Genomic DNA, 25193 nt, shown 5'->3' with positions numbered 1-25193 from the left:
TTCACCCACATCAGTAAAACAATCACTGCATTGATAAATAACTATTTTTTATTAAATAAGTTAACAAGCACATCCGTTGTCAGTTGAATATGTTCTTTAATCAACGCCTGAATTTTTAAGCTATCTCTTTCCAGGGCCGCGTCCATAAGTGCCTTATGCTCGGTATTCAAATCTCTTTCGGCATAGGTGAGGTTTATCGACAGCATCCGATAACGTTCATACTGTATAAAAAGGCTGCGCTGCATCCGTAACAGCCAGGTATTCGGGCAAGCGGCTGTCAAAGCATCATGAAATCGATTGTGTCTCTGGTTCCACTCACTGCTTCCAAGTTCATCATTTCCGAGCGTTCCACAGCGGCTTAGCAGATGATGAGAAGAAATAATTTCACTCTCCCAATTTTCATCTCCATGTGCCACGGACTCGCTCAAGCACTCTCTTTCAATCAAGATACGTGTCGCCGTAAGATCGCATAAATCCTGCAATGATACCGGAGTGACACGAAAACCTTTTTGAGGTTCGGCGATCACCAGATTTTCAGATGTCAGCCGAGAAAGCGCTTCGCGGATAGCCCCCACGTTCGTCCCAAAATTCTCTGCCAACTCTTTGGTATTTACACGCTCTCCCGGTGCAAGTTTACCTGAGACCAGAGTCTCCCTGAGGCGGGTATAGGTGGTTTGTGTCAGGCTGTCTTTTACAGCAAGATTTTCTTTCATAGAATTACACTTTGGTTTAATTAAAATTTACTTTTAAATTGAAAAACTATTTTTAACCAATAAAATCTATTTTTGAAAATAAAGTTTATTTTTCATAAAAATTACTACTTTTTGCCAAAACATTCCTAACACTAACTGATTTTTGTAAAGAGGCCAACGTGAAGCGCTGATTGCATGAAAACAGCAACTCCCCCCAACGTTGGCAGCTTTTCCCCATCTTAACTATCCCAAGAGGTCAATATGAAAATTTGTCGATATGGTGAAACGGGCAGCGAAAAGCCCGGTATATTCGATGAGAACTTTCAACTCTATGACTTATCAGAAATTGTTGATGACATTACGCCTGATACCCTGCCTAAAGTACTTGCATACCTCAAGGCAAAAGTTGATCTTCAGACGCTGCCTAAAGTCACTGGAAACCCAAGGATTGGCGCTCCGCTGAAGACGGTCTCAAAGTTTGTTGCCATTGGTCTGAATTACCTTGATCACGCCAAAGAGGCCAACTTACCCGTGCCTGACGAACCGGTGATCTTTTTTAAAGCACCAAGCTGTATTAATGGGCCTGATGACACCATTATCGTGCCACCACACTCAACAAAACTCGATTGGGAGGCCGAACTTGGGATCGTTATCGGCCAGACGACCAAACAGGTAACCCCAGAAGAAGCGATGCGCCATATTGCTGGATACTGCATCGTTAATGATGTCTCTGATCGCGGATTTCAGTTTCAGAGTTCTCAGTGGGATAAGGCCAAAAGCTGTGACACTTTCGGTCCCATTGGCCCTTACATCGTCACTTGCGATGAAATTGAAGATCCTCAGTCACTGTCCATTTGGCTGGAAGTTAACGGTGAAAAACGCCAGGACAGCCATACCTCTCAAATGATCTTTTCTGTCGCTGAGATCGTGTCATACGTTAGCCACTATATGACGTTATATCCTGGTGATTTGATAGCAACAGGAACACCTGCTGGTGTCGGTCTTGGTATGCAGCCTGAACCGGTCTGGCTGAAAGATGGCGATACTATACGTATCCATATTGAAAAACTGGGATATCAAAACCAGCGGGTAAAAAGGCAGCGTTAATACTTCCATGTAAAACCGAGCACGATAACCGACCTATGAAAAAGGAGCGCCATGCGCTCCTTTTTCAACAACCATTAACACGATTTATTATTGGTTAACTGGGATCACCGCACCGTGGTACTTAGCCAGGATCCAGTCTTGAATCTGTTTAGAGTGCAGCACTTTTACCAACTCAACGATGTCATGTTTGTTCACATCAGCGCGGTGAACAGTGATGATGTTGGCATACGGGTTGTTCTCTGTGCTTTCAACGGCGATCGGATCTTTAATTGGGTCCAGACCTGCGTCTAACGCATAGTTGGCGTTGATAACAACCGCCGCACCTTCGTCATTGTTGTACATCTGTGGCAATAGAGCGGCTTCAATATTAGGCTGGAATTGCAGGTGCTTTGGGTTCTCAGCAATATCGGTAATACGCGCGTTAACTGGTTTAACGCCTGGCTTGAGTTTAATCACGCCTTCACGCTGGAAGATAGCTAAAATGCGCCCTTCTTCTGCAACAGAGTCACGCATGATGACTTTGCCGTTCTCTGGAAGATCTTTCAGGCTTTTATATTTCTTGGAGTAAATACCGATAGGCTCGATGTGAATAGCACCGGCGCTAACGAAATCATAATTCTTGTCGCCTTTATGATCTTGTAATACTGAATCTAAATACGGCTGATGTTGGAAGAAGTTAGCATCGATTTCGTGCTCCGCTAAGGCGGTATTTGGCAGAATATAATCTTGGAAAGGTTTGATCTCCAGATCAATGCCTTCTTTTGCCAAAATAGGTTTAGCCTGCTCCAAAATTTCTGCGTGTGGCACGTTAGAAGCACCAACAACAAGTTTATCAGCGGCGTTGGCATTAAGCGCTAACGCGGTTAAAGACGCCAGGGCTAACATCATAAATTGTTTTTTCATTATTTTATCCAGTCGATTGTGAGTAGTTAATAATTAATGATTTAAAAGACATCCCCGAGAGGCTTCACCAGACAGGCTACTTGTCTGTCTGGTGAAAGATGTCGGCATAACTAACGTTTATCGAGCAATGCGGTAATACGATCGCCAATAAATTGAATGATAAAAACAATCACCAATATCATCGCGGTCGCCACTAATGTGACGTCATTGTGGTTACGCTGGAATCCTTCCAGATAGGCCAGATTTCCTAATCCGCCCGCTCCAATCACCCCCGCCATTGCGCTATAGCTCACTAACGCTATTAGGGTCACGGTGATACCAGAGACCAATGCGGGCGAAGATTCAGGGATTAATACGCGAAAAATTAGCGTATGCGTTTTTGCGCCCATCGAACGGGAGGCTTCGATGACGCCTTTATCGACTTCTCGCAGCGCGATTTCCACCAGCCGCGCGTAAAAAGGTGCGGCGCCGACAATCAGGGCCGGCAATGCTGCATTAGTCCCCAATATGGTACCGACTATGGTTTTGGTGAACGGGATCAGTAATACAATCAGGATAATGAATGGGATAGAACGAAATACGTTAACCAGCACCGTGATAATTGAATACAGCGTGCGGTTTTGCAGTAACTGTCCACGCGAGGTAAGAAACAGCAACACGCCCAGTGCAATCCCAAAAACTAACGTTGCTAAACCAGACCAAGCCGTCATATAGAGTGTTTCACCCGTTGCCGCCCACAATTGGTCTACTTTTAAGTGCGGGAAGAATTGCTCAAGCATGCTGAATGACCTCAGTTTCTACCCGCTTTTGATTCAGGTAATTCACAATATTTTCGAGTTGGCTGGCATCACTATCGATATGGACATAAAGCTCGCCAAAAGCACCGTCCACCGTTTGGGTTATTTTTCCATGCAGGATATTTAGCGCGATATTAAATTGCTGAATCACCTCTGCAATCACTGGCTGTTGCGTTTGCCCGCCAAGGAAAGTCAGTTTTAGAATGCCGCCATTTAAGCCTTGCACCCACTGCGGGTTGAAAGGATCCCGGGCTTCGTCATGATGCGAGACCTGGCGCACAAAGGTTTGAGTAATAGGCTGCTGTGGGTGGGTGAAGACATCCAATACCGGGCCTTCTTCCACTATTCTGCCGTTTTCCATCACCGCTACGCGCTGGCAAATTTTACGCACTACATGCATTTCATGAGTGATCAGCACGATAGTTAATTTGAGTTGGCGATTAATATCGAGCAACAGCTCGAGGATAGAATCGGTGGTTTGCGGATCTAAAGCCGACGTCGCTTCGTCACACAGTAAAACGTCAGGGTTATTGGCCAAGGCACGCGCAATACCAACACGCTGTTTTTGGCCACCGCTCAATTGCGAAGGATAAGCCTGTTCGCGCCCTTCTAACCCGACTAATTTAATCAGTTCAGCTACACGCTGTTTAATTTGACGCTTATTTACCCCGGCAATCTGCATTGGAAAGGCGATATTATCGCCAACCGTACGTGACCACAGTAAATTAAAATGCTGGAATACCATGCTGACTTTTAAACGAGCCTGACGTAGCTTCTCACCTTTTGCACCGGCAATATCTTGCCCGGCGACAATAATAGAGCCGGATGACGGTGTTTCCAGGCCATTTAATAGTCGAATTAACGTGCTTTTACCGGCTCCGCTATAGCCTACAATGCCGTAAATCTGCCCTTTTTCGACATTGAGATTTATATTATCCAAGGCAGTAATATTGCCGCTTGAGCTGGTAAATACTTTCGACACGTTCGATAGAACGATCATCTTTACATTTCCTATACTGCTTAAACCTTCCGTACCAAATCAGCACATTGAAACAGCATAAATTGCTGAAAAAATGACAATTAACACGGTGTTTTTTGATGGTTTGAGGGCTTTATCATGCTGATGTTAACCCGCAATCGTCTTTAGCAGAAGAATGTAAAAAGTATTACTTATAGCGATTGGAAATAAAAAATATCGTTGATTTTACGAAGATTCTTTATGCTTTTTTGTATATTTAACCTCTATTAATTTGATATGACTCCGTTACTCTCCTTTATCACACTTCTCTAACAAAACCGTTAATAATATCCTGATAAGGACTCTGGTTTACGTCGATATCTTTCTGGCGTATTGCCGGAGAATTTCTTAAATGTTTGGATAAAATTTGAGGGGTTGTTATATCCCAACATGAAGGCAATTTCTTGGATGGATAAATCCGTTTTGAGCAAAGACAAGGCGCGTAAAAACCGCAGCCGCTGCTTCCATTCGCGAAAAGAGAGATTGAGATGTTGCTGGCAACGCCGCGCTAACGTTCTTTCTGTGGTATACACTGCGCTGGCCCACTGCGCTAACGTCTTATTATCACCAGGATTCTGCTGTAAAAAATCCAGGATAGGTTTTAGGTATTTATCCCCCGTCGTCGGTAAAAAGTCGCTCAATGGATGAGAAAGCGTAAGTTGTTCGATGACCACATTAGCCAAATTACGGTCTTTGGGATCGGTTAATAGATGTAATCCTCTGGCAATAAAATCATCAATAATCGCACGAACAATATTAGATAGCTCTAGCATGCAAGGCTCTGCGGGCAAGGATTTTGCCCTATCATGACGAATAGATATCGAACAATAATCCAGCGTTTTTTTGTTAAAGCTTGAGTGCTCAATACCTGCCGGGATCCAGATACCATATTGCCAAGGGGCAATAATCGTATCGCGGTCGCGAAATCCCACCTCCATGACACCTTGATTGATAATATTCAGTTGCCCCCACGCATGGCTATGCGGTGCAACCTCCGTATTAGCGATCATCGCCAGTTGGTTTATCCATAAGAAGTCTGGCGGTGTTTCAATGTTGCCAAGGACCGTATAGTTTTCTATTTTCTTATTCATTATTTCCCTAGCCTATTTTTTGACTATGCCCAACGTAAGCCTTTTGATTCCGCACTAATCCTCATTAACAGAGTATAAAGCGATGCAGAGAGTTCATATTGCCGTTGATCTACTAAAGCCTGTTTGGCAACACAATAGCGAAATGCGATCTGTTCTTGGGCTGAGAATAAAAAACTTTTTTTTCTCTCCCAGTTGGTTAACTGTTGGTGCAGCGCATTCAATATGCTGCTTTCTCGCGGCTCGCAGCTGAGTTGTTCAATATAGACATACAGCGTTGCCACATGAGTCAGAAATTCAAATTCGTTTCCTTGGCTAAAAAAACGGCTGGTTCGCGCCTTATAAATTCTATCCTGGAAAACCAACAGGCTATGCTGAACGCTAGCGGCCCCTTGTTTAGTGGCTTGCTGTAAATCATGTAATGTTTGTGATAACAGGCTTTTTAATTTCAAGGCTGAATTTTCAGGCAGGATAACTATCAGCCCAAGTCCTGCAGCCAGCACGCCACAAAGTGCACCCGCCGCGCCATTAATAAACCATTCATAATTAAACGCTATTTGATTTTGTGGGTTAAGTAGGTAGTAAAACGTTGTTAATAACGTAATCCCTCTGACCATCCATTTACCTTGAGTCAGGAAGATACCGCCATAGATAATGAGTGGTATTTGAATGATAAAATAGAGCCACGGCGTGTTGTTCACTAATGCGCTACTAAACAGCCAATGTTCATAAACATAAGCGAGCACGATGCCTTGTAAGGTACCGAATAGTGATTCGATGGTAATAGCAACAGGCGTTGGCAAGTTACAAAATAGGATGATGTAAATCATACTAAACGTCAGCATCGCTTGCCCTCCTTGCCAACCGCTTAAGTACCACACGGCCAGCATCGCTACCATCACAATGCCAGTACGCAAAGCGCGGCGTAAAGCTTTCAGATAATAGCGATGAGGTAACAATTTAGGCAATCGACGTGGCACCTTGCCCCTTAAACCCTCTATTTTTATTGCCTGTAATTCGCCCTGTAATTGACTCAGCTTGTCACGCATCCCAGGCGCAAGCACCGGTTCTAAGCGTTGGGCATTAAGATAAAATAAACTTAATATGGCGACGGATAAGAAATGGTCGAGTTTATTGGCCTGAGCAAGGTTAAGCCCCGCCTCATGACGTAGCGTTATGCGGTTGTTAATCAATAACGACAAATGGTCAAAGGTCATTTTTAGACGAGCGGCATAATCGCCGCTTCTCTTTTGCGCCATTTCGGGCCGCTGGCGTAAAACACGATATATAGCAGCAATTTTGTAATCGATATTCAATGCGCCGTAATTTGGAAACAGCAGCGCAGATGTCACTACCATCGCGATCACACCAATGATTACATCGGTTGCACGAAAAAGGATGGAGTGAAAAGCCTGGTCAGGCGTAACCAGTGATGAAAAGCCTACAAAAGCAAAGGTATAACCTGCTAGCAAAAAGATATAACTAGATTCTTCCTTCACCAGACTGCCAAATGCCGTCGTTGCCATACACCATAATGTCCCAACAACCAGATAGGTCAGCGGGTTCTCAACAAACAGGCTGATTAGCAATAGTGAGAACAGCAAACCAAGCAGTGTGCCGATCACCCGGTTGGTGGCCTTTAAATATAATGATCCTAAAAAGGATTGCGTGACGACAACCGCACTCATAATGGCCGTTGATGCATTATCAATCGATAATGAAAAATCCACCCATTGAATGCTCAGGATCACCAGGCAAAATTGTAAAACACGTATGGCGCTCACCTTATGGAGCGCTAGATTGGCTAATATTGTGCCCATTATTGCAAACTCACCGTACATGTCATCCCAGAAACCAGAACCGTATTCTTGATGCTTTTCGCATCAATTTTTATTCTTACTGGAATACGCATTGGCAACCGTACCCAATCAAATGTCGGATTGACATCATGCAGTTGTCCCTCTTGGGCACTATTACTGTAATCGGTGATCCCACGGGCAATACTCTCTACTCTGCCCTCGAGTTTAGTATGATGATTATTTAATAAGGTAATATCTGCTTGCTGCCCCGGATGAATATCTGGAATTTGATTTTCTTGGAAGTAACCATAAATATAGAAACTATCTTCATTGACCAACGTGAGATTACTCTCACCGACTTTAAGGTAATCTCCCTGTTGAATAATTAAATTGGTCACATAACCATTCACCGGTGAGTAAACCTTTGTTCTTTGTAATTGTAATTTCGCTTGAGCAACATCTTGAATAAGTGATTGATATTTTTCCGCACTACTTTGGTAATCCAGTGTCGCGTTTTCAACATCTTCTTTGCTGATTGCCTGCTGTCCAAGGCGCACACGCCTGGCCGCCTTTTGTTGAAGCTGTATCATCTGATATTTTGCTTCCAGAAGCTGCTTTTCGCTTCTTTGCAGGGCAATGCTGTAGTCATTTGCATCAATTTCCCAAAGTAGCTCCCCCTTTTTGACTCGCTGATTATCGATGACATGAAGTGATACTACTCTGCCTGACACCTCGCTAGACAAGGTTACGATATCGGCTTTAATTCTCCCGTCACGTGTCCAGCTCTTATTAATTTCAAAATGATAGGTATAAATAACCGCAAAAATAGCCACGGCAAATATAACCATTGTAAAAATAATACGATAGTATTTATGCATGTGATACCAATTAATAAAGTGTTATATAGACTAATGATGTCATCACAACAAATAAGGATAAATTAAATAAAGGGCGGTGCCATATTGTTCGTGATATTTCAATTTTTGAAAGTAAATAACGCAGGCATCGATAACTACAGTAACCAATGAAGACTGGCGCTATATGATATGGAAATGACAACCCATAAATTAATATATCGTCCATAATTCGTTACCTTTCACTTTTTCTTCAAACATCAGATTTAAATATTTCCCTATCGAACCCTGAGATTAAGTCTTATTATCACACGTCTTAATTCTTGCAAATAATCGAAATCAGACATCCGATAATCGTTTTCGGACAGCCAGGTAGCCATAGCTGCAGATATCAGGCAATAACGCACTTTTTGAGTAATAACATCAGTATTTATAAGGAAATTGTAGAACTTGATACGAGCCGCCCAAAGCGGCGGCTCGTGAAGATGCGAGGGATTAAGGACGGTGGCGGAAAACGTTTAATGCCAATGCTAAACGGCTGGCCTGCTCTTTCATCGATTCTGAGGTGTCAGCGCTTTGATGAACTTGCGCAGCGTTTTTCTGGATAATTTCTTTAAGTTCCGCCACGGCCAATGAAACCTCCGATAGGCCTTGCCCTTGCTCACCTGTAGCCTGACTAATTTTACCAATCAATGTGGTGACTTGGTTAACCTGCGAGACAATATCATTCATCGTGCTGCCAGCATCATGAACCTGATTAATACCAAACTCGATATTATGGGTACTGGCTTCGACCAGCAATTTAATCTCAGCAGCAGATTTGGCGCTGTGCTGAGCTAAATTACGGACTTCACTGGCGACCACGGCAAAACCTTTCCCTCCTTCACCGGCACGAGCGGCTTCAACCGCTGCATTTAACGCCAGGATATTGGTCTGGAAAGCGATGCTGTCGATCACACTGATAATAGTGGTGATTTTCTGCGAGCTGGCTGCTATCTGGTCCATCGTGTCGATGACAGCTTCAACGACTTTACCACCTTTGCTCGCCGCATCGCTGGTAGACAGGGACAAGCGATCGGCCTCTGACGCATTTTCGCTATTAAGCTGAATAGCGGCCGTCATTTGGTTCATCGCCGATGCCGTTTGCTGAATATTGGTCGCGGTTTGATCCGTCAACTGGCTGAGCTGTTGATTACCTGCCGCCAACGCTTGGCTGGCCGATTGCACCGTAAATACCTGTGAACTGACATCATCAATCAACCAACGGAACATTAATCCTAATTGCCCGACTGCGCGCAGTGTCAGGCCTAATTCATCCACTCGCTGTTGGTTATCAACGCTTAAGCTGGCACCCGTGGCAATATTAATAGCCTGTTTGGTGAGATGTTCCACAGGCCGAACAATCTGCTTTTCGATCCAGAAATTCGTTAATCCAAACAGTAACGCTGATACTGCGCCATATTCCAGCAATCCAATACCTTTGACGCCAGCAAACGCAGCAGACCCCAGGGAGAGAATAAACAGCGCCAATATAGGTAAACGAATACGCCAGCGCAGAGGCAATATTTTTCCGCTTGAGAAGATAGCACCCATCCCCTGACGGACTAATACGCCTTTGTGCATCTTGAATTTTTTAAGCTTACCTTGATTGATCTGCTCATAGAGCGCAGCGGCGCTTGCCACTTCTTCACGCGTTGGCTTGATGCGTACCGAGATAAACCCCACCATTTGCCCGTTGCGTACCACTGGATTAACGCTAGCCCGAACCCAATAATAGCGGCCATCTTTACGGCGATTTTTAACAATACCGGTCCAAGGTTCGCCATTTTTCAACGTCGCCCACATATCGGCAAAAGCTGCTTTCGGCATATCAGGATGGCGGACCGTATTGTGCGGCTGCCCTTGTAGTTCTTCTGGGCTAAAACCACTCACTTCGAAGAAAGAATCATTGCCATAAATGATATTGCCGTGAATATCAGTCGTTGACATCAACGTGATATGGTCGGGGTAATGGTACTCTTCCTGGATAACAGGCTGGTTATTTCTCATTGCAACGGATTCCTGCCGGGGAATGACCCAAATCAAAGTAGGGATGTTGAAAGACCTGTTTTCGGCAGAAATCTGTTTTTCTTTATAGTGCTGCTGTTAAACCTGATGATTACAGTACTTATTTTTAGTTAAATTAGAGACCGATCACACCAACGTGCTTAACCCCTGATATTGAGGCGCAGTGCAATTTCCGCAGTCAGATAAATACTTAGCCGGAGGTTTACCCTGTGCTTTGCGGAACATGGTGACGAAGCTGCTGGCGCTCTCATAACCAAGGTCGAATGCCACCGTCTGTACGCTTTCACCTTTAGACAGGCGTTCAACGGCAATGAGCACATGTAATTGTCGTCTCCAGCGATGTACGCTGGTGCCGACTTGTTGGCTGAAGATACGGCTCAGGCTACGCTCGCTCATACCGATTCGGTGCGCCCATTCAACCAATGTTGATTTATCCGCAGGGTTAGCCAGCAAACCCTCGATTAGCTGGCGCAGACGATGATCTTTAGGCATTGGAAGATGCAGGTTTTCGACTGAAGCCATAACCAATTGATCTAACAAGGCTCTGATGATATTTCCCTCTGGACCTTGCTCATCATAGAGCAAAGGGAAATGAGCCGCGTAAGTCAGCAGTTCGCGCAATAACGGAGAAACAGACAAGGTGCAACACGTTGTAGGTAGCCCTTCGATCGCATCGGCGTCGACGAAGATGCTATACCACATATTAATGTCGAGACCTCTTATGGTATGAGGTACACCCGCGGGGATCCAAATAGCATATTGCGGAGGAACAACCCAAACACCTTGATCAATCTCACAATTTACAATCCCTTTTGTGGTATAGATCAACTGCGCTTTCTTGTGTTGATGTTCGCCCTTCTCCCAATATTTGCTCAGTATCCGCGCACCCACGACCACTACAGGGCGATTGATATTGTCAATATCATCGCATTCTTGGTTTTCGTCCGGTGGGTTTAGCCTGTTAATTAATGGCATGCTCTTAATTTCCTCCGTTAGCATTTGGCCGTTTTGAAAAATAATATGGCTGAATTACGCATTGTAGTCCAGTGATGCGCGTGGCTAAATGTTACGACAAACGGGAGAGAAAGTTATGTATCGTGAAAATATCGTCAGCGAATTGTTGGAATGGATTGAGCATAACCTTGACCAACCTCTTACTCTAGATACCATCGCAGCAAAATCTGGCTACTCAAAGTGGCACCTGCAACGATTGTTTAAGAGTTTTACGGGTTATCGTTTGGGGACTTATACTCGAGAACGCCGCCTGACTATGGCAGCGCAAGAATTGCGCGGAACTAGTTTTTCAGTTTTACGTATTGCAGAAAAATACCAATTTGATTCACAGCAGACCTTTACGCGGACCTTCAAAAAGCATTTCAATATGACCCCCGCGGTTTATCGTCGCAGTGAAGATCAATCTAATTATGGTTTCTGCCCACCTTACGTCTTAGAGCTTGAACCACCACAACCGGTCAGCGCGCCGGCGACTGTTAGCGTTGCACCTAGCGTAGCGAATAAAGAAACGGTTGCGATGAAAGAAGGTCTTGGACGCACTTTGTACTGCCAGAACGCCAGTTGGCCACAGTGGCTGCCTGGGAGTTTTATGGGCGAAGGCCGTTCAGCGAAATCAGAAGTATCGAGTAAAACCTGAGTAGATGAGTTTATCAAAATTGCCGGTGTCATTAGATGCCGGCTTGTTTTTTTAGCCCTTCAGCAGATCAATAATTCTCGCCAGATTTGTTTTAAAATGTAAATACTCGAAACACTATCGGCATTTCGGTTATTATAACGGCATTAAAAACTAGCAAAAGAATCCCATGACCTATCTTTATCTATTTATCGCCATTGTTTCCGAAGTCGTTGCTACCAGTTCATTAAAGGCTTCTGAAGGTTTCACCAAACTTTATCCTTCCATCGCCGTGGTTATTGGTTACATCCTGTCTTTTATCCTGCTTTCTATTGTCCTTAAATCAATGCCTGTCGGTATTGCTTACGCTATCTGGGCTGGATTAGGCATTGTGTTTGTTGCCTGTGCCGGGTTTGTGTTCTTTGGTCAGAAACTCGATTTATTTGCGGTTTTAGGAATGGTATTAATTGTTGCGGGCGTATTGATGATTAATCTGCTGTCAAAAACGGCTGGCCATTAATATTGATTGGAATACCCCGTTATTAGATTATTTATCAAAATATCGCGCTCAAAAATATCGACCAACAAAAAACCGCCTTCAAATTGGCGGTTTTTTTGTTAGCCATCAGATCCCTCTCTAACGTCGATGAGCTAATGAGCGCACTATTCTGTCCCCGACGCTTTGTACTAACTGCACCATGATAACCAATACCACAATGGTGGCGATCATCACTTGATTATTAAATCGTTGATAACCATAGCGAATAGCAAGGTCACCTAATCCTCCGCCGCCAATAACTCCCGCCATCGATGAGAAACCGATTAGCATTACCAGTGTTAACGTTACGCCTGCTAATAAAGCCGGCAGAGCTTCAGGCAATAATACAGTAAAGATAATATGGCGAAGATTGCCGCCCTTCGCTTGAATAGCTTCGATGCGCCCCGTATCAACTTCATCCAAAGCGCTTTCAACAATACGAGCAAAAAAGGGGATCGCACCTAACGTAATAGGTACGACCGCCGCCGTGCTGCCTAAGGTCGTGCCCACTATCAAACGAGTGAGAGGAATGAGAGCAATCAACAGCACCACAAAGGGTAATGAACGCCCCACATTGACGACTGCACCTAATAACGCATTAATTTTCGGTGAAGCAGCCAATCCCTGTGGGCGACTGACAAAAAGTAAAACGCCCAAAGGCAAACCTATTGCAATGGTTAATAACCCTGAGAGAAATACCATATACAAGGTTTCAAGCGTGCCATTGAGCACTAAAGCGTAGAGTTCATCCCAAGGAAGACTGTTTCTTATACCCACTCTGCTTTTACTCCCCGCTCATTAAGGAAAGTCATCACACCCAGCAAATCAATGCCACCAGGCGGAGGTTGGAAACCTACGCGCAAACGCCCCACCCGTTGCCCAGCAATCGACTCCACACCGCCGCCGAATAAGGTCACACCGACACAATGATGCTGAGCTAATGCACTTAAAACTGGTGATGCCAGCAAACTGTCGAAGAACGTCAGTTCGGCAACCGGCATTGATACTGCATCTTGCGCCCCACAATGCGGCAACAGAGCTTGCCCTAATAGCGAACCCGGAGTAGAGAGCAATTGATCAAGCGCCCCAGCTTCTAGCACTTTCCCTCCCGCAAGTAGAGCCGCGCTATCACAAATAGATTTCACTACGTCCAATTCATGGGTGATCAAAATAACGGTTAACCCAAGCTGGCGATTGATATCGCGCAGTAACGTCAGAATAGAGGCCGTCGTTTCCGGGTCCAGCGCGCTGGTTGCTTCATCTGATAGCAAATAATTGGGGCTGGCCGCTAACGCGCGAGCAATCCCGACCCGCTGCTTCTGTCCACCGGAGAGCTGTGATGGAAAGGCCTTAGCTTTATCACTCAAACCAACCAGTTCCAACAGTTCGTCCACTCTTTTTTGTCGCGCCGCCTTCGGCATTCCGGCAATTTTAAGCGGCACAGCCAGGTTTTCGCTGACATTTCGCGCGTGCAACAGATTGAAGTTTTGAAAAATCATACCAATGCGTTGGCGCTGTAAACGCAGTTCAGATTCAGTCAGTCCCGTTAAATCGCGGCCATCGACTAAAATACGGCCCGAGGTGGGACGTTCAAGTAAGTTTAAACAGCGGATTAAAGTGCTTTTCCCTGCGCCGCTGCGGCCAATAATGCCAAAGATAGCGCCATCATTAATGGTGAGAGAAACATCGTCTAATGCCGGGACATCGCTTGTGGCATAGCGTTTGGTCAGCTGTTCAACGCGAATCATGAGCCATTATCCGTATGGGCAACTGGAAGTACGGAACCGTGATATTTTTCAGTTATAAATTTAGCCACTTCAGGCGATTGCAGGTCTTTCGCTAATTGCAAAATACGCGGATCTTTGGCTAATTTTTCCGTTGTCACGACAATATTGGCGTAAGGATTTCCGGCAACTTTCTCCAACCCTAGCGCATCTTTCGCAGGTTCCAGACCGGCCTCAAGCGCGTAGTTACCATTGATGACAGCCAAATCAACGTCAGGTAAAGAACGTGGGATTTGCGGTGATTCCACTTCGAGGATTTTCAAATGCTTTGGGTTGTCGGCGATATCTTTTGGTGTCGCCAGATTTTTTGCCGGATCATCAAAACCCGGTTTCAAAGTAATTAATCCTTGGTCACGAAGTAAATACAGCACACGGCTGAGGTTACTTTCATTATTAGGAATGGCTACGGTGGCATTTTGTGGCACGTCGGCGAAGCGCTTATATTTGCTGGAATACACACCCAGCGGTTCAATATGTACAGTGGCCGCAACAGCAAGTTTCACGCCCAGCGCTTTCTCTTGCAGCTGTAAGTAAGGCAGATGTTGGAAATAATTGGCGTCAACATCACCACTCACCAATAACTCGTTAGGATTTATACCATTAAGAACTTCGATCACCTTTAGATTCAGACTCGGATCGATTTTCTGCACATAAGCCAGAATTTCTGCATGAGGCACCGGGTCGGCAGCCACCCTTAATGGCTCGGCTGCGTAAGCAGATACCGAAGCGACCAGCAGTGCTGCCGCTGTTGCTTTACCCAAAAAACGTCCAGAGAAACCCAAAGTACCGATAAAATTTTTCAACATGCTGTGATTCCTTATTTTTATGTCATCGCGGGAACGTTATTTGCTGGTAAAACTATTCGAGCCCCGCCAACATCAGGCCGACGTGGTCAGAACATCTTGATAAAAACGCTGTGCAACATCGGGATGTGAGCGCAATCGCCCTTTGAGGTAGTTAAAACCTACGTCGCGGAATAAAGGATTATTAGGATCGCTGGCTGGGCCGCGCGCTTCATTGGTGAGATGCGCAGGCAATGGATAAAGTGGCACAACGGCATTAAGTTGCGCGCCAAGGAAAAATGCCAACGACAGACGTTCTTTACCTGCAGGCGGTGACTCTACGCGATGAACTGTCGCGCGAAGATAGCCATTAGTCGCAAGCTCAAGCAGTTCGCCAATATTCACCACCAACGTATTTTCGATAGGCAACGCATCGACCCATTGCCCCTCTTCAACTTCAACCTGCAATCCGCGTTGCTGGTCTTGCAGCAGAAAACTGAGAAAGCCGGAGTCTTTGTGCGCGCCAACGCCTTGGTTACTTTGCGCGTCACTGCGCCCAGGGTAACGGATCAGCTTAATATGTTCGTTGGGTTTGTCGCCATAGAGTGGATCGAAGGTTTTTTCAGGTAGAGAAAGTGCTAACGCAAAAGCGCGTAATAAACGCAGTGACATGGCGGTCATCTGTCGTTGCCATTCTAGTAACAAAGGCCGCAGTTCTGGCAAGGCTTCTGGCCACTGGTTTGGCCCTTGCAAACGCGCCCATGCTGGCGTGTGCTTATCAAAAGCGATGGTTGGCCGTTCAGCACCAAGATCAAACTGTTCACGCCAGTCAGGCTGACCGCGAGTCAACTCCGATGCGGCACGGTTGTAACCGCGAAAATGCGGGGAATTGATCATCCCAACTTTTAGTTTTTCTTCATCGGGAAGTGCAAAAAACTGTCGTGAGATCTGTTGTACATCACGTAATAATTGCTCATCCACGCCATGGTTTTTCAGATAGAAAAAACCTATCTCTCGTGCCGCAAAGCGCAATTGAGCCAAAAAGTCTTCTTGTGATTCAAATGACTGGCTAAATAATGAAAAATCCAAAAGCGGAATGCTATTTTTGCCGTTAGCAGGCTGTTCTATTGATTTAGGTGCTTGCTGAATATCACTCATGATGTGCTCCATTAATATCAAAAAGCGCACGACAGCGCGCCAATGAACGGATGTAATAAATACGCTATCACTGCCCACTCATGACGTGCTAATACCCTTATCATCTAACTTATGACAGGCTTTGATATATAAAAACCACCTATCATTATGAAATAAAAGGGAAAAACAAAAAATGTTTTTTCTAGTAAAAACTTTACAAAACTGAATGTTAATACTTTAATTAACAATGATTTAAGGATAAATAAAGGGAGATGTCGAATGACAGATCAGATAGTAAAAGTAAACGAAAAAGATAATATGGTCTCTTTTGGATATAATTTATCCTTGATAAACCTGCTCTTTTTTATATTGCTTATGGTATTAGCGGTATTGACGGCAGACGCAGAAGAAGGCGGCGTGTTATCAACCGTCTTTTCTATTCTGATGCTCATTCACGTTATGTCTAATGTGCTGACCTTTGCTTTTGGGTTGGTTGGCGTATTTGGTTCATCAAAGAAGGGACGAGCGCTGGTAGTATTATGTTTATCTATTATTACTTTTTTAATTTACCTCGTGCTTATTGTTATTTATGTCTCTGAATATGCTGCAGCATAGTTTATAAGGTGGCGAAGGTATCGCCACCTTATAACGAATGATATTGCTATTTTTTCTTAGAAAAACCTTCAAGCGGGTTCCAACTCTGTTTCCCTCTCGTTTCCTTCAAGTAATAGGCATAATTGGCCGTAGATGCGGAAAAAGCCGCGCCAGCAATAGAAATGACTCTGTACACAACATCCAGTTTAAAATGTCCTAATGATTCAATTATGTAGACAATAATACTAAGCAGTACGATAGTGGAAAAAATAACTAGCCCTTTCTTCCACAATCCTAAAATACAAAAATAAATAATACCGAAGAAAAATGCCCAAATGTTGTAACCAATCTTTATACGCTGCATAAAGCTTAGTTTTCTAAATTCTTGTCTATACTCTACCGTTGCAACCTCGCCGCCAATCCTATCAAAAAAGTCAAAGCGCTCTTGCCATTTTTCACTCAGTTTATCCGCCATCACCACACCCTGTTGAATTTTGTTAGAAATTGTAAAAAACAATGAAGCTTTATTAGATACCGCCAAGCTCGGATACTGTCAACAATTTGTTGGTTTTTTAGAGATGCGATAAGGGAAATAACAGCTAAAAATGTCGATAATGGATAATGGTATTGAAGAGGAAAGCTAAAAGATAAAGTAAAGGGTGGCCATCCTGGCCGGGCCTCATCCTGCTTGTTGAATATGATTCTGCATCGATGAATGCAAACCGACGACATGACCGATAATCAATAATGCGGGAGACGCGACGGCATGGCGTTCTGCCAACATCGCTAACGTACTTAACGTACCGATCAGTACTCGCTGCGTCGGCTGCGTCCCCCGCTCAATAATGGCCACCGGCGTGCTGGCCGCTAAGCCGTGATGAATTAACTTTTGGCTCAGCGTCGCGTTATGCGTCAGCCCCATATAAAACACCAAGGTTTGTTTAGTCTCTGCTAATCCTTGCCAGTAAATATCCGGCTCACCCTGGCGAGTGTGCCCGGTGACAAAACGCACCGATTGGGCAATGTCGCGATGGGTTAACGGAATACCGCTGGCCGCGGCACAGCCAACTGCCGCCGTGATTCCAGGAACAACATGGCAGATAATCCCGGCTTGTTGGCAATGCTGCATCTCTTCACCGCCGCGGCCAAAAATAAACGGATCGCCTCCTTTTAAACGCACCACTTTATGCCCCAATCGGGCCATATCCACTAACAGCTGATTTATCTCTCCCTGATCCAGCGTATGGTGGCGCGTCGATTTTCCGGCATCAATTTGCAGCGCTGTTTCGGGGATTAATGCCATTACTGGCGCTGATACCAGACGATCAAATACCACAACATCAGCACAGGAAATTGCCCGTAGCGCTTTAATCGTCAGAAGTTCTACGTCACCCGGTCCGGCACCAACTAACCACACCTCACCGGCAGTGACCGGCTGAGTGCACGCAGCATGCTGCAATGGTTCATGTTGCGATAAAACAGAGAGGATATTTTGCATAATCATTACTCCACTCTCAGCGCAGGGATTCTGTGCTGAATAAGTTTCTTCAATTCTGGGAGACAAGAACCACAGTTAGTGCCGCATTTCAGACGGGCGCCAAGTTTTTGCGTATCATCGCAGCCGTCGAGAATAGCTTCATAGATCGCCTGCTCACCGATGCCATAACAACTGCAAATGGTGGCCCCCTGCGACATACCTTCGCCATGTGCCTGACCGCCCAGCAGCGCCAGCCGCTCTGCCGCGCTTTGCGGAGGTTGGGAAAATGCTTTAACAACCACCGCACGATCGGGCATCGGTTTCGGGCCAGCATAAAATGCCAATTGCAACCTGCCGTCTCGCCAGGCCAAAAGATGGAATCGTCCCTTGCCTAGTTCAGCCTGTTGCAACTGCCAACCCTGCATATCCACCGTTTCATTAAGCCACACCAGCCAATCATCAGGCGTTGATGTATCGGCCAATATCGAGTGAGCTACGCCTTCTTGTGTAATGCGACTCCAGTAAGCCACCTCGGGTATAGACTGCGCCTGCTCAAGGCGCGTGAATAGTTCGCCCTGCCATTGCATGTGCCAACGGCCTAAACGCACCGGGGTAAATTTACTTTCAGGCTGACCGGATAAGGGATCGACATGAGCAGCGACCAGAGCCGAGACTCGGGCTTGAGCGCTATAAATTCCATTCCAGTGCATAGGGACAAATACGCTGCCGCGTTGTTGTAGTTGATCGGGCTGGGCACGTAATAATGCCCAACCATGCGTTGATTCTACCCGTAACAGATCGCCGGCATGAATATCTGGCGCATCGTCAGGATGGAATTGGCAAAAAGGCTCGCTGATATGCTGCATCAGTTTCGCCGCCTTACCTGTGCGAGTCATGGTATGCCATTGGTCACGGATACGTCCGGTATTCATCACCAGCGGGTAAGCCGCCGATACCTGACTTTTTGCTGGACGCGGCGTAATGGGGATCAAACGCGCTTTGCCGTCAGCATGATAATAATGATGTGAGGTAAATAGCCGGGCGCTGCCCTGTGGATAATCCGCATTCACCGGCCATTGCACTGGAGACAGATGATCCCACTGTTCGTTACTTAACGTTGCCAGTCCGCTGATATCAAATGCCCGGTTGCCATGGTTTTCAAAACCAGACAACGCCGCATGTTCACGGAAAATCTCAGCCGGATGCGTATAATTAAAGGCATCGCCGAATCCGAGGCGCTGCGCGACCTGCGATATGATCCACCAGTCAGGACGGGCATCGCCTGGTGCTGGCAGGAAACTGCGCTGGCGAGAAATACAACGCTCTGAGTTAGTCACCGTGCCATTTTTCTCCCCCCAGCCCAATGCCGGTAATAACACGGTGGCACGGCGAGTCGTATCTGTATCACGCATGATGTCAGAGACAATCACTAACGGGCACCGCAACAAGGCTGAACTAACGCGGTCGGCATCGGGCAGAGATACCAAAGGATTAGTGCCAAAAATCCACACCGCTTTAATTTCATCGTTTTCTAATGCTCGAAACAGATCAACGGCATTATACCCTGCCGATTTTGTGACATTGTCACTTCCCCAAAAGCGACTGACGGTGGCAATATCATCCGCTGTGAATACCATATGCGCGGCTAACTGATTCGCTAACCCGCCGACTTCACGTCCTCCCATCGCATTAGGTTGACCCGTAATAGAAAACGGGCCACATCCCGGTTTGCCGAGACGGCCAGTGGCTAAATGAATATTGATGATCGCATTGCATTTATCTACGCCGGAGGAGGATTGATTTATTCCCATCGAATACAAACTGAGTAAGCGTGGGCTTTCCGCTACCGTGCGGAAAAACGCCAACAGCTGCTCGCCGCTTAAGCCCGTTTCAGTGCTAACTCGCGCTATCGGCCAAGTAGCGGCGGCAGCCAAGGTTTCTGCCGATCCTTGGGTATGTTGAGCCAGGAACGCATGATCAACGTAACCTTGCTGCGCCAGCCAATTGAGCAAACCGCAAAATAGTGCGGCATCGCTGCTGGGTTTTAACGGCAAATGTATATCGGCAATATCGCAAGTCGCCGTCTGACGCGGGTCAACAACGATAACCTGCATATCTGGACGTTGTTGCTTGGCCTTTACTAAGCGTTGATAAACCACCGGGTGTGCCCACGCGGTATTCGAGCCAATCAGTATGACGCAATCGGCCAACTCAATATCTTCATAGCTGCAAGGGACGGCGTCCGCGCCGAATGCTCGCTTATATCCCACCACCGCAGAAGCCATACACAACCTGGAGTTGGTATCCATATTGCCCGCGCCGATAAACCCCTTCATCAGTTTGTTGGCAACGTAATAGTCTTCGGTTAACAGTTGACCCGAGCCATAAAACGCCACCGCCTGCGGGCCATATTGGTCGATCACCTCACGTAAACCGCGAGCAACATAACTTAGTGCCTGCTCCCAATTCACTTGCTGCCCCTTTATCTCGGGAGCCAGCAAACGCCCCTGTAAATCTAATGTTTCGCCCAGCGCACTCCCTTTGACGCACAGACGTCCGAAATTGGCCGGATGTAGCGGATCGCCGCTGACTGTTCCATCCGCCGCGATGAGCACACCACAGCCAACCCCACAATAAGCACAGGTGGTGCGATGAGCATTCATAGGCCGATCGCTTCAATCTGTGCGGCGCTATCTTGAGCTTGTGCAGATGCCGTCTGACAGACCCAGACTCGCCCGTTGCGTATATCGGTTTGCCAACAGGCTAATCGAACCGACGCATTATCAATGCTGATACCATCATGCAGGCGGAAGCGCTGCTTATAGAGTGGCGAAATAACCACCGGCTCGCCCTTCACATCCCCAAGCATTCCTCGCGCTAAAACATAGGCGTCACTACCCGGTTCATGATTACCCAGCGCAAATACTTTTTGCGGCAATGAGGGTAAATGGAACAACGCGATCTGCTGCTCTCCGAGACGAGCAGCCATGCCTGCGTTTTCCGGGATAGCCGATAAGTCACAAAGCTCAACCCATTCTTGGTCAACAGCCTGCGGCGATGCACTAACATGGGCAATCTCATGCTGTTCTCGCTCTAACTTCGTCGCCGGGCGTGGCTGCTGCCGTTCGCTGACCATCACCACATTTTCATCGCCAGACGTACTATTGATAAATGGTCGGAACAAGGCCAGACGATCGGCATTAGCTAGCGTGGTTTGCCATTCACACTGATAACTTGCTACCACTTGCGCCATCTCGTTTTCCAGTTGTTCACCAAGGTGCAAGCTATCGAGGAGCACCACATTGCGTAGATAATCTATCCCGCCTTCAAGATTATCCATCCAGCTGCTGGTACGCTGCAGACGATCGGCAGTACGGATATAAAACATCAGAAAACGGTCGATAGTACGAATTAATGTCTCGCGATCCAGATCCTGCGCCAGTAAATCAGCATGGCGCGGTTTCATCCCTCCATTGCCACAAATGTACAGATTCCAGCCTTTTTCGGTGGCAATCACCCCTACATCTTTACTTTGTGCTTCGGCACATTCACGGGTACAGCCAGATACGGCCATTTTTATTTTATGAGGCGAGCGCAACCCTTTGTAACGATTTTCTAGCTCAATCGCCAAAGTCGTTGAATCTTGCACACCATAGCGGCACCAGCTTGATCCCACGCATGATTTCACGGTACGCAGTGACTTGCCGTAGGCATGACCAGTTTCAAAACCAGCATCAACCAGTTGCTGCCAGATTTCTGGCAATTGTTCGAGCCGGGCACCGAATAAATCCACTCGCTGCCCACCGGTAATTTTGGTGTACAAGTGATAGCGCTTCGCAACCTGTCCAATAGCAATCAGACCATCTGGGGTAATCTCGCCCCCCGGAATACGTGGCACAACAGAGTAAGTGCCATCTTTTTGAATATTGGCGAAATAGCGGTCATTGGTATCTTGCAGAGGCAAATGCTGCGGCTTAAGCAGATAGTCATTCCAACAGGAGGCCAAGATTGAGCCGACCAGCGGCTTGCAGATCTCACAACCGCTACCTTGCCCATGCTGAGTAATCAGTTGTTCGAAACTACGGATCTCTCCGGCGCGCACCAGGTGATACAACTCTTGGCGTGACCACGGGAAGTGTTCACAGATGTCTTTTTTGACCTCGACACCTTGTTCTGCCAAGGCAAACTCCATCACTTGCTTGGTCAGTGCCGCGCATCCTCCGCATCCGGTCGCCGCTTTAGTACAACTTTTGATGGCGCTCATGTCACCGCAGCCATTTTGTACCGCCGAGCAGATATCGGCTTTACTGACGTTATGGCAAGAGCAAATTTGCGCACTGTCCGGCAATGTCGCAACACCAAGCCCTTTTGGCGTAGCGGCAGAACTGGCGGGTAAAATCAACGCTTCGGGTTGGCCAGGTAACGGTATTTGGTTGAGCATCATAGGGAGTAATGTGCTGTATTCGCTGCTGTCCCCAACCAAAACCGCGCCGAGTAAATATTTGCCATCGGCGGAAACAACGATTTTTTTATAAACCTCTGCGGGGCCATCGATCCAGCTATAGCTTTGGCTATCAGGAGTATTGCCGTGTGCATCTCCCAATGACGCGACGTCGACACCGAGTAATTTCAGCTTGGTGCTCATATCCGCACCGCGAAACGCCACATCATTGCCACACAGCGTATCTGCCAATGTACGGGCCATCTGATAGCCTGGGGCGACCAATCCAAAAATCTGCCCGTTCCACAATGCGCACTCACCAATAGCATAAATATCGGCATCAGAGGTGCGGCACTGTTCATCGATTACAATACCGCCACGCGGCCCGATATCCAGACCACATTCCCGTGCTAATTGGTCTCGCGGGCGGATGCCGGCAGAAAACAGCACCAAATCGGTATCGAGTTCGCTGCCGTCGCTAAATTTCATCGCATAGCGATGCTCGCTGCCCGCCACAATTTCTTGGGTAGTTTTTCCGGTATGGACCTGTACGCCTAATGCGGTAATTTTTCGGCGTAACATCGCCGCGCCGCCTTCATCAAGCTGCACGCCCATTAAACGAGGGGCAAATTCCACAACATGGGTTTGCAAGCCAAGATGTTTTAGCGCGTTCGCCGCTTCCAGCCCAAGTAAACCGCCACCAACAACCACGCCCACGCGCCCTTGCTCAGCACAAGCTTTAATGCTGGCCAGATCATCTAACGTACGATAAACCAAGCATCCTGGGGCATCGTTGCCTGGAATTGGCGGGACAAACGGATAGGACCCCGTTGCCAACACCAGCCGATCGTAGGGGGTTTGATGCCCCTGTTTATCCACGACGTAGCGTTTACTGCGGTCGATATGGACAATCTCATGGCCGAGTCGCAATTCAATACCCGTCTTTTCAAAAAATCCGTCTTCGACCAAGGACAACGATTCTGCGCTGCGCCCCGAAAAAAACTCGGACAAATGCACGCGATCATAGGCTGGTGCTTGCTCCTCGCCAAAGACAACAACGTGGTACTGTTGATGAAGGTCACGCTCGACCAATTGTTGTAGAAAATGGTGGCCGACCATACCGTGACCGGCAACGACCAGAACGGGTTTTGACATTGCAGTTCTCCTCGTCGCACTGAGTGGCGACAGTTGTTCAATCGTTGCCCGCAAAGCATTATTCGCTCCGGCGGGATCGAAAATAGATAAGGTCGGTACTTGCCGCGGCATTGGGTTATCGAGTGGAAGCGCCGCCTGATGGGTTGTTGTAATGGGTTGTGTACTAACGGATTGAGCCGGAGTCAGCTGAGCCGTAAACGCTGCCCCATCGCTGATATCGCCAAAAAGCTGGAACCCAATCAGGTAACCATCTCTAAACACTAAACGACGATAATGTTGTTCCAGCGGGTCCCAGGTGGTGTGTACTTCACTGCCCTCAATCTCTTGCGCTTCGCCAGCACAAAACAGCGCAATGCCACTGACTTTCAGTCTTAATGGGTTTTGCTGTTCGCTGCTCGATAGTGCCGGCAGTCCAGCAAGATGGGTCGCCAATGTCTGCGCGTGTTGCCAGCACGGAGCCAATAGTCCCAGCGTGATTTCACCTTGCTGACAACATTCACCGATAGCGAAAATTGACGGGTCGCTGCTCAATAACTCGTGGCTGACAACAATACCTCGCTGGCATGCCAGCCCCGCTTGTTTGGCAAGGGTCATCTCTGGACGAACGCCTATCGACATCACAACCAGCGAAGCGGGATAACGCTGGTCATTTGCCAGTTCAACCGCTTGTACATGCTCGTGCTTATCAGCCAAAAACCGTCGGGTATCGGCATTAAAAACCAGCTGAATCCCGCGTTCCCGCAGGCTTATTGCCAACAGTTCGGATGAGCGACTATCCAATTGCTTGTCCATTAAGTAGGGGCCGCGATGTAATATTGTCACCTGCATACCACGCCGTTGCAGGCCTGCTGCCGCTTCAATCCCTAATACACCACCGCCGATAACGACCGCTTGCGCCTGCGCTCGACAGTGCACCAGCATCATTTCCACATCATGTTGATTACGAAACCCCACGATGCCAGATAGCGTAACGCCCGGTAGTGGTGGCATTACGGGCTGAGAACCGGTAGCCAACACCAGTTGGTCATACTTAATCGTTCTGTTAGCCGTCATCACCGTTTTAGCGATGCGGTCGATTTTCTTCACCGGTTCACGCTGATATAACGTGACGTTGTCACCAGAATTTAACGGTTCGGATAAAATATCCTCAAAGGCTTTCTCACCCGCCAGAACCGGCGACAGCATAATGCGGTTGTAATGGGCCTGAGGTTCATCACCAAACAAATGGATATCAAAGCGATGCGGCGCTAGCTGAGTCAGCGTGTCGACTAAACGCCGCCCGGCCATACCATTACCGATCACCACCAAAACCGGCTTGGTCATCCTCAATTCC

22 protein-coding genes are annotated in these 25193 nt (G+C 46.9%); 4 read left to right on the top strand and 18 right to left on the bottom strand.

Annotation, left to right across the window (positions count from 1 at the left end; genetic code table 11):
- Nucleotides 1-41 precede the first annotated feature (41 nt).
- Nucleotides 42-713 carry a GntR family transcriptional regulator gene (locus ACL9RG_RS03265; protein ID WP_422791119.1) on the bottom strand — a complete coding sequence of 224 codons (672 nt, stop codon included), beginning with the start codon at nt 711-713 and terminating at the stop codon, nt 42-44.
- 240 nt (nt 714-953) lie between these two features.
- On the opposite strand from ACL9RG_RS03265, the gene ACL9RG_RS03260 reads away from it, so the two are divergent.
- On the top strand, nt 954-1799 hold the full coding sequence (locus ACL9RG_RS03260; RefSeq protein ID WP_422791118.1) for a fumarylacetoacetate hydrolase family protein: 846 nt from the start codon (nt 954-956) through the stop codon (nt 1797-1799).
- 87 nt (nt 1800-1886) lie between these two features.
- Here ACL9RG_RS03260 and ACL9RG_RS03255 read toward each other — a convergent pair whose 3' ends face one another.
- From ACL9RG_RS03255 to ACL9RG_RS03215, 9 genes are all read right to left on the bottom strand, one after another.
- The gene (locus ACL9RG_RS03255; RefSeq protein WP_422791117.1) at nt 1887-2702 is read right to left on the bottom strand and encodes a MetQ/NlpA family ABC transporter substrate-binding protein; all 816 of its coding nucleotides are present in this window, start codon (nt 2700-2702) and stop codon (nt 1887-1889) included.
- A gap of 110 nt (nt 2703-2812) precedes the next feature.
- On the bottom strand, nt 2813-3481 hold the full coding sequence (locus ACL9RG_RS03250) for a methionine ABC transporter permease (protein ID WP_422791116.1): 669 nt from the start codon (nt 3479-3481) through the stop codon (nt 2813-2815).
- Nucleotides 3474-4499: a methionine ABC transporter ATP-binding protein gene (locus tag ACL9RG_RS03245; protein ID WP_422791115.1), complete on the bottom strand. Its 1026-nt coding sequence runs from the start codon at nt 4497-4499 to the stop codon at nt 3474-3476. Before ACL9RG_RS03245 ends, ACL9RG_RS03250 begins: the two co-directional genes overlap by 8 nt.
- Before the next feature lie 299 nt (nt 4500-4798).
- Nucleotides 4799-5608 carry an AraC family transcriptional regulator gene (locus tag ACL9RG_RS03240; RefSeq protein WP_422791114.1) on the bottom strand — a complete coding sequence of 270 codons (810 nt, stop codon included), beginning with the start codon at nt 5606-5608 and terminating at the stop codon, nt 4799-4801.
- Nucleotides 5609-5631: 23 nt separating this feature from the next.
- The gene (locus tag ACL9RG_RS03235) at nt 5632-7425 is read right to left on the bottom strand and encodes an FUSC family protein (protein ID WP_422791113.1); all 1794 of its coding nucleotides are present in this window, start codon (nt 7423-7425) and stop codon (nt 5632-5634) included.
- Complete coding sequence (locus tag ACL9RG_RS03230; protein WP_422791112.1) at nt 7425-8282, bottom strand: efflux RND transporter periplasmic adaptor subunit; 858 nt, start codon at nt 8280-8282, stop codon at nt 7425-7427. The genes ACL9RG_RS03235 and ACL9RG_RS03230 overlap by 1 nt, the downstream gene beginning before the upstream one ends.
- A gap of 10 nt (nt 8283-8292) precedes the next feature.
- Nucleotides 8293-8487: a DUF1656 domain-containing protein gene (locus ACL9RG_RS03225; RefSeq protein ID WP_422791111.1), complete on the bottom strand. Its 195-nt coding sequence runs from the start codon at nt 8485-8487 to the stop codon at nt 8293-8295.
- A 266-nt stretch (nt 8488-8753) separates the two neighbouring features.
- Nucleotides 8754-10307 (bottom strand): methyl-accepting chemotaxis protein, encoded by a 1554-nt coding sequence (locus ACL9RG_RS03220; protein WP_422791110.1) that lies wholly within the window; start codon nt 10305-10307, stop codon nt 8754-8756.
- A gap of 144 nt (nt 10308-10451) precedes the next feature.
- Nucleotides 10452-11300 carry an AraC family transcriptional regulator gene (locus ACL9RG_RS03215; RefSeq protein ID WP_422791109.1) on the bottom strand — a complete coding sequence of 283 codons (849 nt, stop codon included), beginning with the start codon at nt 11298-11300 and terminating at the stop codon, nt 10452-10454.
- Between the two features lie 115 nt (nt 11301-11415).
- Here ACL9RG_RS03215 and ACL9RG_RS03210 point away from each other — a divergent pair, with 115 nt between their 5' ends.
- Together ACL9RG_RS03210 and ACL9RG_RS03205 are read left to right on the top strand one after the other, a co-directional pair.
- On the top strand, nt 11416-11976 hold the full coding sequence (locus ACL9RG_RS03210; protein ID WP_422791108.1) for a helix-turn-helix domain-containing protein: 561 nt from the start codon (nt 11416-11418) through the stop codon (nt 11974-11976).
- Nucleotides 11977-12142: 166 nt separating this feature from the next.
- On the top strand, nt 12143-12472 hold the full coding sequence (locus ACL9RG_RS03205; RefSeq protein WP_422791107.1) for a DMT family transporter: 330 nt from the start codon (nt 12143-12145) through the stop codon (nt 12470-12472).
- 117 nt (nt 12473-12589) lie between these two features.
- Here ACL9RG_RS03205 and ACL9RG_RS03200 read toward each other — a convergent pair whose 3' ends face one another.
- The 4 genes from ACL9RG_RS03200 to ACL9RG_RS03185 form a co-directional block, all read right to left on the bottom strand.
- A complete protein-coding gene (locus ACL9RG_RS03200; RefSeq protein ID WP_422791182.1) occupies nt 12590-13261 on the bottom strand; it encodes a methionine ABC transporter permease in 672 nt (223 codons plus the stop codon).
- Nucleotides 13258-14238: a methionine ABC transporter ATP-binding protein gene (locus ACL9RG_RS03195; RefSeq protein ID WP_422791106.1), complete on the bottom strand. Its 981-nt coding sequence runs from the start codon at nt 14236-14238 to the stop codon at nt 13258-13260. The genes ACL9RG_RS03200 and ACL9RG_RS03195 overlap by 4 nt, the downstream gene beginning before the upstream one ends.
- On the bottom strand, nt 14235-15080 hold the full coding sequence (locus ACL9RG_RS03190; RefSeq protein ID WP_422791105.1) for a MetQ/NlpA family ABC transporter substrate-binding protein: 846 nt from the start codon (nt 15078-15080) through the stop codon (nt 14235-14237). Before ACL9RG_RS03190 ends, ACL9RG_RS03195 begins: the two co-directional genes overlap by 4 nt.
- A 72-nt stretch (nt 15081-15152) precedes the next feature.
- Nucleotides 15153-16214 (bottom strand): isopenicillin N synthase family dioxygenase, encoded by a 1062-nt coding sequence (locus tag ACL9RG_RS03185; RefSeq protein ID WP_422791104.1) that lies wholly within the window; start codon nt 16212-16214, stop codon nt 15153-15155.
- 258 nt (nt 16215-16472) lie between these two features.
- On the opposite strand from ACL9RG_RS03185, the gene ACL9RG_RS03180 reads away from it, so the two are divergent.
- Nucleotides 16473-16808, top strand: a complete 336-nt coding sequence (locus ACL9RG_RS03180) for a hypothetical protein (protein WP_422791103.1) — start codon at nt 16473-16475, stop codon at nt 16806-16808.
- A gap of 46 nt (nt 16809-16854) precedes the next feature.
- On the opposite strand, the gene ACL9RG_RS03175 is transcribed toward ACL9RG_RS03180, so the two are convergent.
- From ACL9RG_RS03175 to nirB, 4 genes are all read right to left on the bottom strand, one after another.
- On the bottom strand, nt 16855-17262 hold the full coding sequence (locus ACL9RG_RS03175; RefSeq protein ID WP_422791102.1) for a DUF2628 domain-containing protein: 408 nt from the start codon (nt 17260-17262) through the stop codon (nt 16855-16857).
- Between the two features lie 204 nt (nt 17263-17466).
- On the bottom strand, nt 17467-18285 hold the full coding sequence (cobA, locus tag ACL9RG_RS03170; protein WP_422791101.1) for a uroporphyrinogen-III C-methyltransferase: 819 nt from the start codon (nt 18283-18285) through the stop codon (nt 17467-17469).
- Nucleotides 18286-18290: 5 nt separating this feature from the next.
- Nucleotides 18291-20927 carry a molybdopterin-dependent oxidoreductase gene (locus tag ACL9RG_RS03165; protein WP_422791100.1) on the bottom strand — a complete coding sequence of 879 codons (2637 nt, stop codon included), beginning with the start codon at nt 20925-20927 and terminating at the stop codon, nt 18291-18293.
- Nucleotides 20924-25183, bottom strand: coding sequence for a nitrite reductase large subunit NirB (gene nirB, locus ACL9RG_RS03160; protein WP_422791099.1), 4260 nt, complete (start codon nt 25181-25183; stop codon nt 20924-20926). The genes ACL9RG_RS03165 and nirB overlap by 4 nt, the downstream gene beginning before the upstream one ends.
- Between the last annotated feature and the right edge of the window lie 10 nt (nt 25184-25193).

Origin of the sequence: Rouxiella sp. Mn2063 (assembly GCF_049319665.1) — a bacterium.
Taxonomy (GTDB): Bacteria; Pseudomonadota; Gammaproteobacteria; order Enterobacterales; family Enterobacteriaceae; genus JBMOUD01.
Note: the sequence above shows the minus strand (reverse complement) of the source record. Positions and strands in the feature narration are given on the sequence as shown.